Genomic DNA, 13206 nt, shown 5'->3' with positions numbered 1-13206 from the left:
ATCATTCCGATCCAGTGAGTCCGTTTTCTGAGCATGGTTGATCAAAAGGGCGGGGATGCGCCACCCCTCACCACCCACCCCACCCGTGCGCCCGCCGCGAATTCCCACTCCGGTCACTTTTCGAAACGTTGACCTGGGCACCCGGCCGGAACGCCGGACCAAGCGTTGACATGCACCGGTCGCACGGTGAATTCTGATGCTCGAATATCCAGAGTTCCAATCATGTCTGCGCAGGCATCGGCTATTTCACTGTTCGGTACGAACGGAGAACACTCCTTGCGGATACTCAAGAAACGTCCCGGTCGAGCGGCGGTCGGCACGCTCTCGGTGATCGTCCTCGCGCTCACCGCCCTGACCGCCCCCGCCCCGCGGGCACAGGCAGCGGCCACGCCAGCGGGCACCCTGGACGGCACCACGAAGAATGTGACGTGGCAGAGCCCGGTCTACGCCAAGGGCACCGTCGACTCCCCCGCCAAGTGCGGCACGGCCGCCGAGGACCCCGAGAACGCGGTCTGCGCCCGGTTCGACCTGACTGTCGACCCGCCCGAGGGCCAGTGGGACGACAACCCCGAGGGCGGCGTCCCTGTCTCCATCCAGTGGGAGACGCCCACGGACGACTTCGACATGTACATCTACGACTCGGCCGACAGACAGGTGGCCTCCAGCGCGGGCACCGCCGACCCCGAGTCCACGGTCATCCCGAAGGCTTCCGGGACGTACCACGTGGTGGTCGTCCCCTACGACGTGCACAACAACTCCTTCAGCGGAACGGCGTATCTGCCCGAGGCCACCGATGCCGGGAACCTCACCGGTTTCAGCGGCTCGCACGGCAGGTACGAGATCGCGGCCGGTGCACTCAAGGCACGCGCCGAGTTCTTCACCGACGACACACTGCGGCTTCAGGCATCCCCGGACGGCGTACTCGCCGACCCGAAGGACAGCCACATGATCCGGCAGCGGCCCACCGCCCAGCCGCACACCAAGTCCTTCGACGCGGGCACCTATTACGGGATCCGCTCCAAGGGCGTGGTGCTGCGCGTGTACAAGAAGCCGTTGCGCTTCGGCCTCTACAAGGCCGACAACCGTACGGCCGTCTGGCAGGAGGCCGACCCGCTGCGCTGGACCGGCGGTGGCATGCGGCAGAGCCTGAAGCGCGGGACCGACGAGCAGTTCTTCGGCGGCGGCGAGCAGAACGGCAGCTTCTCGCACCGCGACCGAATCATGAACGTCGGCAACAACACCGACTGGAACGAGGGCGGTTACAACAACTCCCAGCCGTTCTACCTCTCCACGGCCGGCTACGGCGTGTTCCGCAACACCATGACGCCCGGCATCTACGACTTCGGCTCCCCGGTGAGAACCGGTCAGCAGGAACGGCGCCTGGACGCGTACTACTTCACCGGTGACACCAAGACGGTCATCGGCAAGTACACCTCCCTGGTGGGCAAGCCGTTCATGCCCCCGGTGTACGGGCTGGAGCCCGGCTCCGCCGACTGCTACCTGCACAACGCCAACCGGGGCGAGCGCCACACCCTGGACGCGCTGAAGGTCTCCGACAGCTATGCCGACAACGGGATGCCGCTCGGCTGGATGCTCGTCAACGACGGCTACGGATGCGGTTACGAGAACCTCCCGGAGACCGGTGCGGGACTCAACAAGAACCATGCCCAGCTCGGGCTCTGGACACAGAACGGTCTGCCCGACGAGGCCGCGGAGGCCAAGGCCGGGGTACGCGTCCGCAAGCTGGACGTCGCCTGGGTCGGCGGCGGCTACGGCTTCGCGCTGGACGCCTGCGACCAGGCCAAGGCCGGTATCGAGAACAACAGCGACGCCCGCGGCTTCGTCTGGCTGCCCGTGTCCTGGGCCGGTGCCCAGCGCTGCGGTGTGCTGTGGAGCGGGGACCAGAGCCTGTCCTGGGACTTCATCCGCTGGCAGATCCCGACGTACGCCGGAGCGACCATGTCCGGCATCGCGTACAACACGGGCGACGTCGGCAGCATCTACCGTCACGACCCCGAGATGTACACCCGCGACCTCCAGTGGAAGGCGTTCCTCCCGGCCATCATGACCATGGACGGCTGGGCCAGTGACATCACCACCAAGCAGCCGCACGACCAGCAGCCGTGGCTGGACGGCGAGCCGTACACCTCCATCAACCGCAAGTACCTGATGCTGAAGGAGCGGCTGCTGCCGTACATGTACACCCTGTCGAAGGAAGCCACCAGGACCGGTGTCGGCGCGGTCCGGCCGCTCGCGCTCGAGTACCCCGACGACCCGGCGGCGCTCGGTCCGGACGCCAAGTACGAGTTCCTGGCCGGACCCGACTTCCTGGTCGCGCCGGTGTACAGCGACACGGACGTCCGTAACGGCATCTACCTGCCGAAGGGCACCTGGACGGACTACTGGACGGGGAAGACCTACCAGGGCCCGACCACCGTCAACGGCTACAAGGCGCCGCTCGACACCCTGCCGCTCTTCGTCAGGGGAGGATCGATCGTGCCGATGTGGCCCGAGGGCACCGTGTCCTGGGAGTCCCGGGACCGGACCCGGCTCGGCTACGACATCCACCCGCAGGGCACCACCGAGTACACGCTCTACGAGGACGACGGCGTGACGCGGAAGTTCGCCGAGGGCGCCTCGGCCACCCAGCACGTCCGGGTCCAGGCCCCCGCCCACGGCAAGGGGGGCGGCACCACCGTCAGGATCGGCGCGAGTGTGGGGAGTTACCGGGGCAAGGTGTCCGCCCGCTCGTACGACCTCACCGTGCACGGCGAGCACGCGCCGTCGCAGGTCGTCATGGGCCACAGCCGCCTGCACCGGATGAACTCGGCGGCGGAGCTCGCGAAGGCCGGGTCGGGCTGGTTCACCGACCCTGCGACCGGGATCACGGAGGTCAGGACACCGTCCGTCTCCACCGGGCGCGGCTTCACGGTCGAGCTGCGGAAGTAACCGGCCCGGCACGGCGCCGGATGGCCGGGGGCCGTCTCCGGACGGCCCCCGGCCCCCGCGCCCGGGACGCTACGGCTTGCGGGCGACCGCGCCGTAGATCGGCACCGGCTGCGTCTCCACCGGGAGCTCACCGACACTGAGCTCCGGATGCCAGTCGACGACCGGCACCAGGCCGGGCTCCACCATTTCCAGCCCGTCGAAGAACCGGCTGATGGCCCGGTGCGACCTCGGTACGAGCGTCACACCGCCCGCCGCGTACGAGGCCACCCCCTTCGCCACGCTCTCCGGGTCGAAGTCACCGGTGAGCTGTGACAGCACCAGACAGCTCCCGGGGGCGAGCCGCTCCATCAAGCGCGCCACCAGCGCGTAGGCCCCTTCACTCCGGCCCTTCTCCTCGCCGTCGTCCCCGTCGTCGACGAAATGCAGCAGGGCGATGAGGGAGAGCGCGACGGGCCGGTCGAGATCGAGGACATCGGCGGCGAGTCCGAGGATCCGCTCCGGCTGCCGCACATCGGCGTCCAGGTACGCGGTCACCCCCTCGGCGGTCCCGCTCAGCAGCGCCCCGGCATGGGCCAGGACGATGGGGTCGTTGTCCACGTACACGACCCGGGCGTCGGGCGCCGTGCTCTGGACGATCTGGTGCAGGTTGGGCTCGGTGGGAATGCCGGAGCCGATGTCGAGGAACTGCCGTATCCCCTCCTCGCCCGCCAGCCGGCGCATCGCCCGGTGCATGAACCACCGGTTGTGGCGCGCGATGCGTTTCGTGTCCGGCGAGAGCCCGGCGATCTGCCGCCCGAGCTCCTCGTCGACGGGATAGTTGTCCTTCCCGCCCAGAAACCAGTCGTACACCCGCGCGGGATGCGGCCTGGTAGTGTCGATGCGGTCCGCACCGGATCCGTACCCTGTCATCTGGCATTCCCCCTGGTACTGATCAGCTTCCTGTCTCAGGATCTCGCAGCGGTCGCCCGCCCGGCCGCGTGGACACACGTGCTCCGGCGGCCGGGCGCCCTCATCGGGCCCCGGGGCTCGTCACTCCTTCACACCGATACCCCCGAAGGCGTCCACGTCCGCGGGCACGGTCGCACTGTCGGCGTCGGGATGCCACTCGCTGAGCCGGACGAAGCCGGGGTCGAGGATCCGCAGTCCGTCGAAGAGCGTGACGATCTCGTCGGGCTCGCGCACGTAGTACGGCACCGCGCCGCTCTCGATGTACGCCTTCTCCGCGGCGATCATGCCCTCGCTGGTACGCGTCCCGTCGTACATCACGAGGCAGCTGCCGGCCGGCAGCCCCGCCATCAGCCTGCCGACCACCTCACGCGCCTTCGCGAAGTCGCCCGCGTGCCCGAGTATGCCGAGCAGCATCAGGGCCACGGGCCGGTCGAAGTCGAGCGTCTTCGCCGCCTGGGCGAGGATGGCGTCCGGGTCGTAGAGGTCGGCGTCGATGTAGTCGGTGACGCCCTCGGGGGAACTGGTCAGCAGCGCACGGGCATGGGTCAGCACGAGCGGGTCGTTGTCCACGTACACGATGCGCGACTCGGGTGCGATGTCCTGGGCCACCTGGTGGGTGTTGTCCGCGGTGGGCAGTCCTGTCCCGATGTCCAGGAACTGCCGGACGCCCCGCTCCTGAACGAGGTGGCTCACCGAGCGCCGCAGGAACTGCCGCCCCGCCACCGCCACGTCGACGAGCCCCGGGAAGAAGGCCTTGATCTGGTCACCGACCTCGCGGTCGACCTCGTAGTTGTCCTTGCCGCCCACGAAGTAGTTCCAGAAGCGGGCGGAATGAGGCCTGGTGGTGTCGATCCGGTCCGCCACCGGCCGGGCGGGAGGGGTGATGGACGACTGATGCTCACTCATGGAGACCTCCGGACGCGGAACTGATCAAGCTATGGCCTTAACCTACCTGGGCGTCGCGAGAGTTATGGCCGCATACGTCACCCGGCACGTCTCCCGGGGCCGGTCCGGAGTTGGTTCCCGGTTGTCTCCCGCTTGAGTCCGGACGTTATCGGGTCGCTCGAACGACGCCGACTCCGTAGGTTCTGGGGTGGAATCGAATCACCGTTCCCCCGAACTCTCCGGAGGCCCCGCCTGTGACCGCCCCAACACCTCGGCGGACGCGCGCCCTTCGCCCTCTCGCCGCGGCCTTCGTGCGCTTCGTCGTGTGTGGTGGCGGGGTCGGGCTGGCGTCGAGCGCGGCGGTCGTGCTGCTCAGCGGGCGCCTACCGATGGCCGTCGCCAACGCGCTGGTCACCGTCGTCTCCACGGTGCTCGCGACCGAGTTGCACCGGCGGATCTCGTTCCGGAGCGAACGCCGGGGCTGGCGGGTCCATCTCCAGTCCGGGGCGACGGTCGCCGTGAGCTATGCGTTCACGACGGGGGCGCTGCTCTGTCTGTTCGCCGTGCGGCCCGACGCCTCGCCGCCGGCCGCGCAGACGGTCTATCTGGTGGCGTCCGCCCTGGCGGGGGCCGGACGGTTCGTGCTGCTGCGGGTCGTCGTCTTCGGGGACCGCGCCCGGAGCGGGCACCGTCGCACTCCGCCCGACGACGCGCTGGACAAGTCCGCGGCGATGATGGCCGTATGACGCCCCCTCGGTGGCCGGGGCCGCGATCGTGCTGGTTGACTGTCGTGGCCGGTCGCACGGGCGAGCGGAGCCCGCGGGCGGGCGGGGCGGATGAGGGGCGTGCGAATGGAGTACGGGCGGGCCGGGTGGGTCCGGGTGCCGGTGGGGGACGACGCGGCGCGGTGGGCGACCCGGGGGAAGTGCCTGCGGGTGCTGCTCGTCGTGCACAACGTGACCGCCGCGACGCGGCTGCTCGACGTGCTGCCTCTGTTCGACGACGATCTGCGGGTGCAGTTGCTGGCGACCTGCACGGGCTCCTCCGCGTTCGCGGCCGGTACGGCCGAGCTACTGGCCGACACCGGGGTGCCGGTGCTGCCGTGGGAGCAGGCCGTCGAGACGGAGGTGGACCTGGTGGTCTCCGCCAGTTTCGGCGGTCAACTGGAAGCGTTTTCAGGGAAGTTGGCCGTTCTCTCACACGGCGTCGGATACACTAAGAGGCTGGCGACACCGGACACCGGACACCGGACACCGGACACCGGACACCGGACACCGGACACCGGACTGGGGGCGGGGGCGCCTGCGCCCGTGTTCGGGCTCGCGCCTGGGTGGCTGCTGTCGGACCGGGGCACTCCCGTCGCGGACGCGCTCGTCCTCTCCCACCCCGAGCAGCTCGAACGACTGCGTGGTGCCTGCCCCGAGGCCGCACCGACCGCCGTGCTCGCCGGGGACCCCTGCTTCGACCGGATCCTCGCCGCACGCACCCGTCGCAAGCGTTTCCGCCGCGCGTTGGGGGTACGTCCCGGTCAGCGGCTCGTCCTGCTCAACTCGACCTGGAACTCGGAGTCCCTCTTCGGTGACGGGACCGAGGTTCCGGGGGACGGCCGGCGCGGAGGAGATGTCGTCGCCGCGCTGCTCGACCGGGTCGCCGACGAGTTCCCCGTGGACGAATTCCGGTTCGCCGCCGTACTGCACCCCAACATCTGGCACGGACACGGCCCCGGTCAGATCCGCGCCTGGCTCGATCGCGCGCGGCGCGGCGGGATGGCGCTGATCGATCCGCTGACGGGGTGGCGGCAGGCCCTGCTGGCGGCCGATGCCGTGATCGGGGACCACGGATCCGTCACCTATTACGCGGCCGCCCTCGGCACTCCGGTACTCCTGGGGGCCGTGCCGCTCCACGCCCTCGACCCCGACGCGCCGATCTCCGCGTTCATGCGGGAGGCGCCGAGGCTCGACCCCGACGCGTCCCTGTCGGCGCAGATCGAGGAACTCATCAGCTGCCACCGGCCGTTGCCCGGTCCGGCCGAATTCACCACCTCCGTGCCCGGTGAGTCCGCGGCGAGGCTCCGCGGGCTCTTCTACTCGATGGCCGGTGCGCCGGAACCCGATCGGCCCGCGACACTGGAGCCGCTCCCGCTGCCCGGGTACGAGGCCGGGACGGTCACCGTGCCGTTGCGGGTGCTGACCCGGGTGCTCGGGCCGGGGGAGATCGCCGTCAGCCGCTGGACGGGGGCGCGCCCCGGGACCGGACCGGATCCCGTCGGCGAGCTGCACATCGCCGTCCACGAGGACACCCGCGAGGTGGACCAGCTGGAGCTGGCCGACGTCATCTTCCGGGAGGGCGGACCCGACGATCCGCGGTTCGGTTCGCCGTCCGGCTGGACCACCGAGGTGCTCCGCCGGCATCCGGGCTGCTCCCTGGCGGCCTATGTGACCGGCCCGTCCGAGTGCCTGGTGCGGGTGCGTGGCGGGGAGCCGCTCCGGATGCTGGCGGTGCCCGACGCCGATGCGGAGGACGTGGCCGGCCCGGACCCCGCCGCGTACGCCTCCGCCCTGTACGCCTGGCTGGCCGCGGAGGGCCGGGGGACGGTCACCGCCCACGCGCGGGCGGTGACCGACGGGCTCGTCCTGCGTACGGGCGACCGGCTCCATCGCGTGCGGGTCGTTCCTCTGTCGCCGTCCGGCTCGGCGGGCTGAGGAGGGCCGCAACGGGGGCTACGGAGCCACGCAGCGTTCCCGCATGCGTCGCAGATGGACCAGGTGGAATGTGGCGCGCTGGCCGTCGAGGGTCGTGATCGCCGCCTCGATCAGCGGGCGCGCCGAATCGGTGTCGTCCTCGTCCAGCCAGGTCTCGGCGAGATCCGTGAGGGTCCGGGCCGTGTTGTACGTGTCACCGCTCGACCGGAAGTACGACAGCGCGGTCTCCAGGTACCGCCGGGCCTCCTCGCGCCGCCCCAGCCCGCGCAGTGCCCGCCCCCGATGGCGCTCCAGCAGTGCCTCGGCACGCGGCACGTCGCCCGTTCCCTCGTCCTGTCCGCCCATGGTGCCCAGGATGCCGCCGGCCTCCTCGAAGCAGTCGTGCGCCTCCTGGTAGCGCCACTGGCGCAGTCTCAGCAGTCCCAGGAATTCGACGGCCGAGGCGTGGCCCCGCTTGTGGCCCGCCGCCGCCTCGGCCGTCGCCGCTGCCAGGGCCTCCGTCTCCGCCTCCTGCCAGCGCTTCAACTCGGTGAGGGAGTGGGCCAGTTGTGCGTGCAGGGATCCGGCGTCGAGGCTCGTGGGGCGATGGGCGTCGATGAGGCGCGCGCCGATGCGGAGCGCCGGCAGCAGCATCTCGTGGTGGCCGGCCTTGAGCTGCAGCGGCCACAGGGCACGGCACAGGCGTACGGCGGATTCCGGGTCACCGGACTCCTCGGCGCAGCGCACCGCCTCTACCAGGTTGCCCGATTCCGCGAGCAGCGCGTCGAGGGCGGCGCCCCGGTCCTCGTACGTCTGCCCGGTGCGGCCCTCGGCGGGCGCGGGTACCCGCCAGCTCTCCGGGAGCGCCTGGTGGGCGGCCGATGCGGCCAGTTCCGCGTAGGCGTTCAGGGTGCGGGCGAGCGCCGCCGAGCAGGCCGCGATCCCGTCGTCCCGGATCGCGGCCGCCTCGGCGTGTGCGCGGACCGTGTGACGGTAGTGGTAGCGACCGCTGCCGGTCGCGCCGGTGCCGCGTTCCAGGAGCATCCGGTCGGCCAGGTCCGCCAGGAGTTCCGCTGTCGCGTCGGGGTCGTGGCCGGTGGTCCGGGCGGCCGTGGCGGCGTCGAAGGCGGGCCAGTCGCGCAGCGCCATCAGCCGGTACAGGCGGGCGGACTCCGGTTCCAGGAGCCGGTAGTTGTCCTCGGCCGCGCCTTGTACCGGGTCGCCGTCCGTCCCGGCGCGACGCGGCGGAAGCGTGGGTGCGGAGAGCTGGTGCGCGGCGGCGCGCAGGGCGTAGGGCGACCCGCCGCAGCGCTGGAGCAGCGAGGGCAGGGTGGCGCGGGCGGCGGCGACCGTGGACTTGCCGGTGATGTCGGTGAGCAGCCGTACCGCGTCCCGGTCCGTGAGCGGGCCGACGGGCACCCGGACGGCGTCGATGCCGGGGAAGGGGGCGCGGGCGACCAGGATCGTGAACACGCCGGGTGCCGAGGTGAGGAACGGCCTCACCTGCGAGGCGGAGTACGCGTGGTCGAGCACGATCAGAAGCCGCAGGTCCGCCACGCAGTGGCGGAAGAACTCGCCGAGCTCGCCGGTCCCGGTCGGCATCTCCTCGTCCGGAACCCGGAGTTGACGCAGCAGGGCGCGCAGTACGGTTCCGACGTCGCGTGCGCCGCCGATGCCGCGGCCCCCGAGGTCGGCGTAGATCTGGCCGTCCGGGAAGAGCCGGGTGGGCTGTGCTCCGAAGTGCACGGCGAGGGTGCTGGAGCCCATGCCGTCCGGACCGTGCACCAGGGCGAGCCGGGGCCGTCCGTCGGCGCGGCGGGACGCCTCCTTCTGGAGCTGCTTCATCGCCTCCTTGCGATCCGTGAAGAACCTTATGGAGGCGGGGAGGTCCGACCGCACCGTCCGGGCCGGGGCGGGGTCGCGGCGCATCCGGGCGGCGAAAGCGGTCCAGGAGGCGGCGAGTTGCGGATCGGTGCGCAGCCGGTCGTGGACCATGCGGGCGACGTCTTCCCGTTCGTCCGGGGCCACGGGTGCGGGGACCTCACGGCCGACGATTCTCCGCACGACGCCTCCGGTGGACTCCCAGGCCCATTTGCCGGCCTCGTTGGCCATCCCCGAGCCGACCGCGCCGAGTACCGCCGAAATCGCCGCCACCGAAGTGGGATCGAGCATGTCGCGCACTCCTCGTTCCCGGTGTTCCGCGCGGTACGCCCTCCCCGGCACCGTCGCTGTCACCGTGCGGATCAACGTTAGCGTCAGACGGGCCGGTCTCCCCCGGACATCGTGGTGGTGGCCGTACGGGCTGACGCGGGACGGCCGTTCAACTGTCCTGAAAGCGACCCTTTCATCGGCGTCCGGCCGGATTCGGCACTTCGGCACCGCCGCCCTCGCCGCCGCCCGTTCGCCGCGTCCCGGCGTCTTCCGCCGTTCTTTCGCGGATGCGGCCGTACGGTCGTCGAGTGTGTCCACCGCACGCCACACCGTGTTGGATATCCTGGCGGTTGTTCCAGGTCGTCACGGCGAGCCCCGTCGGCCGTCGGCGCGCGGGCCGGGGGCCCGTCGAGGGGAGTAACTGTGCAGGGAGCCGCACACCGGGGTTCGCCCAGGAAGGCCGAGCAGGCTTGGCAGCAGGCGGTGGCGCTGCTGAACCAGGGCAATGAGGCGGCCGCCGCGGAACGTTTCTCGTTCGCCGCCGAGCAGGACCCCCTGGCCGCCGATGCCTGGCTGGGGCTGCATGCGACCGGGCAGCGCCAGAAGGAGGCGCTGGACGGGATGGTCCGGTCCTCCGGCTCATTCGGCGCGCTGCGTTCGAAGTTCGGGATGCCGCTGCGCTCCCGGTTCCAGCTCGGGCACTACGTCACCTTCCGGCTGGAGAACGCCCGCGACCTCTGGGTGGCGGCGATGACCTCGCTGCTGGACACCGGAAAGCTCGACGAGGCCTGGGCCGGGCTCTCCACGGCTCAACTTGACTGCGACGAGACCCGGTTCGTGTGTACGCGGTACGCCTTCCTCAAGGAGGACTGGGCCCTCGTGCTCCGGTTCGCCCCAGGGATCCGTGACGCCTTCCTGCACGACGAGGCCCAGCTGTACGTGGGGGCGGCGCTGTTCGCGCAGGGGGTCTGCCACGAGGCGCTGAACGTGCTGGCGGAGCTGCCGAAGAAGCTGGAGTCGGGGAGCCGGTTCGACGCGGAGGTCAAGTACTTCATGGGCCGGTCCCTGGAGTCGCTGGGCCGGCCCGAGGAGGCGCTGAGGCGGTACCAGTACGCGTTCCGGTGTGCGCCGGGCCTCTTCGACGTGGACGTACGGGCGCAGGCGCGTTCCACGGCTCCGACGGCTTCGTCCGTGGCCGGGGAGCCTTCCGCACCCTCCCCTTCCCCCTCCTCCCCCTCCGCTTCGCCTTCCCCTGCGGCGCCCCCGCGGCCCCGTACGCCCGCCTCCGTACCCCCTGTCCCGGCGGCCGCTCCGGGCGCCGGGCAGAACTCCGGGCAGCCGGAGACGGACGGTGCGGTCGGGCTGTCGCGCGAGGAGATGGCCCGTCTGCTCGCGGAGGCCCAGCAGGCGCTGGACGGCATGATCGGCCTGGAGCCGGTGAAGCGGCAGGTGCTCACCCTGATCGCGCAGCTGCGCATGGCGGCGCTCCGGGAGGAGCAGGGCCTGCCGAGCGGCGCCCGGCCCCGGCACTTCGTCTTCGCGGGCCCTCCCGGCACCGGCAAGACGACCGTCGCCCGCGTCATCGGCAAGGTCTTCGCCGGGCTGGGGCTGCTGAGTTCCGGGCATGTCGTCGAGGCCCAGCGCGTCGACCTCGTCGGGCAGCACCTCGGATCCACCGCCATCAAGACCAGCAAGGTCATCGACTCCGCCCTGAACGGTGTGCTGTTCATCGACGAGGCGTACGCCCTGTCCAACAGCGGGTACAGCGGTGGCGACGCGTTCGGCGACGAGGCGCTCCAGGTGCTCCTGAAGCGGGCCGAGGACGACCGGGACCGGCTCGTGGTCGTACTCGCCGGGTACCGCGAGGAGATGACCGGTCTGCTCGCCGCCAACCCGGGGCTGGTGTCCCGGTTCAACACCCGGGTCGACTTCCCCTCCTACTCCGCGCAGGAACTGCTGCTGATCGCCCGGTCCATCCTGGGCGATCAGGGCGACGTGCCCGACACGGCGGCCGCCACCGCGCTCGGCGACCTCTTCGCCGCTGCCGTGGACGGCGGCATGGCCGACACCCTGGGCAATGCCCGATTCGCCCGTGAACTGTGCCAGAAGGCCGCCGCGCAGCGGGACCTGCGGCTGTACGCCGAGCACTCGGGCGGTTCGACACCGACCCGTGAGGAGATCACCACCGTGCTCACCCAGGACGTGATGGCGGCCCACCAGGAGCTCATGGAATCCCACGGGAACCCGGCGTAGAGGTCGGAGCATCCCCGGGCTCAGGACTCAGGGCTCAGGACTCAGGACTCAGGGTGCCTTGAACAGCCCCGGGAACCGGAGTGCGAGCCAGGGTCTGCGGCCCCGGGCGAACACCCGGCCCCGGGCCATGGCGCCGTTCGGGCCGATGCGGCCGAGCGCCATCAGGAGGAAGGTGACCGGCTCGATGAGGATGGTGCAGTCCGGGCGGGCCGGCGGCCCAGGGGTGACGGTCACGGCGCCGTCGGTGAACGTGACACCGAATCGGGCGCCGCCCCACAGACGGACCGTGTAACTGGCGGTGAGCCGGGCGGTGGTGGCGGCATCGGTGACCCTGGGCATCGCCGTGATCAGGAACGGCAGGGACAGTTCGACGCGTGTGCGGTCGATCATGTGGGGGCGCCCCAGCGCACGGGCGAGGTCGTAGCCATGGCCGAGCATGTGGGTCAGCAGGTACGAGCCCAGCACCTCCCGGCTCATCGGCCCCAGCGGCGTAACCACGGTCCCGGCCGTTTCACCGGTCCCTCCGCCCATGCCCCCGCCGGTCCGGCCGCCCGCCCCGCCACCCGTCCCGCCACCGGTCCCGACGCTGTCCGTCGCGCACCGTTCGAAGGCCGTGAGGTACCCATCGGTGTGCCTCACGATCAGCTCCGCCAGCGGCCCGGCGGCCCGCTCGCCGAACTCCGCGAGCGCCTGTTCATTGGCGGCGGCCAGGCTCTGCGGCGTTCCGTCCCCGTAGCGGCGTTCCCGGCCGGCCGCGATATCGGCCATCAGCTCGTTGGCCTGTGCCAGATGTGCCGCGGCCTCCCCCACGGTCCACTCCGACCGGGGCACCGGAACACTCGTGTCCGCGACCCCGCGCAACACCGCCGCGATGTCCTCGGCGGTGCCCCGCAGGGCATCGCCGAGCCCTTCGGGCAGCGTGTCCCGCGCGTCGCGTCCGGTCGCTGATTCCACGCTTCTCCCCGCTTCTGCCGAGCCCGCCCGCCCGGATGTGAACGGCCCTGCCCTCAGGCTGCGTCCCGGGCGCCCCACTGCGCCCGTGGTACAGAAGACCAGGTGGCGAAGGCCGCGACAAGGGCCACAACGCCACCGGTCCCGATCGGCTCCCGTCGCTGTGCGGGACCGGTCGAGCCGGCGCGGCCGCATCGCGGCGCCCATTCGTACGGTTGCGGCAAGTCTGCCTGCATCCGATGTCTACCCACGGGTAACTCCCCCTGCTTTGGTGGGCGGCACCACCTTCCGCCCCCCCGTTATCTTTTTCGCGGTCCTGCAAGAGGGCCGCTGGCCTCCGGGCCCGGCATGACTGTGTCCCCCTGTCGAAGGAATGACCTGGGGGGTG

8 protein-coding genes are annotated in these 13206 nt (G+C 71.2%); 4 read left to right on the top strand and 4 right to left on the bottom strand.

Annotated elements, in window-relative coordinates:
• Nucleotides 1–222: 222 nt before the first annotated feature.
• A complete protein-coding gene (locus tag ABZ622_RS20865; RefSeq protein WP_360545176.1) occupies nt 223–2949 on the top strand; it encodes a TIM-barrel domain-containing protein in 2727 nt (908 codons plus the stop codon).
• A 69-nt stretch (nt 2950–3018) separates the two neighbouring features.
• Here the strand turns inward: ABZ622_RS20865 and ABZ622_RS20860 are convergent, their stop codons facing one another.
• Nucleotides 3019–3858, bottom strand: coding sequence for an SAM-dependent methyltransferase (locus ABZ622_RS20860; protein WP_360545174.1), 840 nt, complete (start codon nt 3856–3858; stop codon nt 3019–3021).
• Between the two features lie 120 nt (nt 3859–3978).
• Nucleotides 3979–4803, bottom strand: a complete 825-nt coding sequence (locus ABZ622_RS20855; RefSeq protein ID WP_360545172.1) for an SAM-dependent methyltransferase — start codon at nt 4801–4803, stop codon at nt 3979–3981.
• Nucleotides 4804–5093: 290 nt separating this feature from the next.
• Here ABZ622_RS20855 and ABZ622_RS20850 point away from each other — a divergent pair, with 290 nt between their 5' ends.
• Together ABZ622_RS20850 and ABZ622_RS20845 are read left to right on the top strand one after the other, a co-directional pair.
• Complete coding sequence (locus ABZ622_RS20850; protein WP_360545170.1) at nt 5094–5528, top strand: GtrA family protein; 435 nt, start codon at nt 5094–5096, stop codon at nt 5526–5528.
• 105 nt (nt 5529–5633) lie between these two features.
• Nucleotides 5634–7484, top strand: coding sequence for a hypothetical protein (locus ABZ622_RS20845; protein WP_360545445.1), 1851 nt, complete (start codon nt 5634–5636; stop codon nt 7482–7484).
• An 18-nt stretch (nt 7485–7502) separates the two neighbouring features.
• On the opposite strand, the gene ABZ622_RS20840 is transcribed toward ABZ622_RS20845, so the two are convergent.
• Nucleotides 7503–9635, bottom strand: a complete 2133-nt coding sequence (locus tag ABZ622_RS20840; protein WP_360545168.1) for a tetratricopeptide repeat protein — start codon at nt 9633–9635, stop codon at nt 7503–7505.
• A gap of 402 nt (nt 9636–10037) precedes the next feature.
• Between ABZ622_RS20840 and ABZ622_RS20835 the strand changes: the two genes are divergently transcribed.
• Nucleotides 10038–11867 (top strand): AAA family ATPase, encoded by a 1830-nt coding sequence (locus ABZ622_RS20835; protein ID WP_360545166.1) that lies wholly within the window; start codon nt 10038–10040, stop codon nt 11865–11867.
• A gap of 48 nt (nt 11868–11915) precedes the next feature.
• On the opposite strand, the gene ABZ622_RS20830 is transcribed toward ABZ622_RS20835, so the two are convergent.
• On the bottom strand, nt 11916–12821 hold the full coding sequence (locus ABZ622_RS20830) for a maleylpyruvate isomerase family mycothiol-dependent enzyme (RefSeq protein WP_360545164.1): 906 nt from the start codon (nt 12819–12821) through the stop codon (nt 11916–11918).
• Between the last annotated feature and the right edge of the window lie 385 nt (nt 12822–13206).

This window comes from Streptomyces sp. NPDC007164 (genome assembly GCF_040634135.1).
GTDB lineage: Bacteria > Actinomycetota > Actinomycetes > Streptomycetales > Streptomycetaceae > Streptomyces > Streptomyces sanglieri.
Note: the sequence above shows the minus strand (reverse complement) of the source record. Positions and strands in the feature narration are given on the sequence as shown.

Coding starts and splice junctions, on each gene's coding strand:
- ABZ622_RS20865 (WP_360545176.1), top strand. CDS start 223: ATGTCTGCGCAGGCATCGGCTATTTCACTGTTCGGTACGAACGGAGAA.
- ABZ622_RS20860 (WP_360545174.1), bottom strand. CDS start 3,858: ATGACAGGGTACGGATCCGGTGCGGACCGCATCGACACTACCAGGCCG.
- ABZ622_RS20855 (WP_360545172.1), bottom strand. CDS start 4,803: ATGAGTGAGCATCAGTCGTCCATCACCCCTCCCGCCCGGCCGGTGGCG.
- ABZ622_RS20845 (WP_360545445.1), top strand. CDS start 5,634: ATGGAGTACGGGCGGGCCGGGTGGGTCCGGGTGCCGGTGGGGGACGAC.
- ABZ622_RS20840 (WP_360545168.1), bottom strand. CDS start 9,635: ATGCTCGATCCCACTTCGGTGGCGGCGATTTCGGCGGTACTCGGCGCG.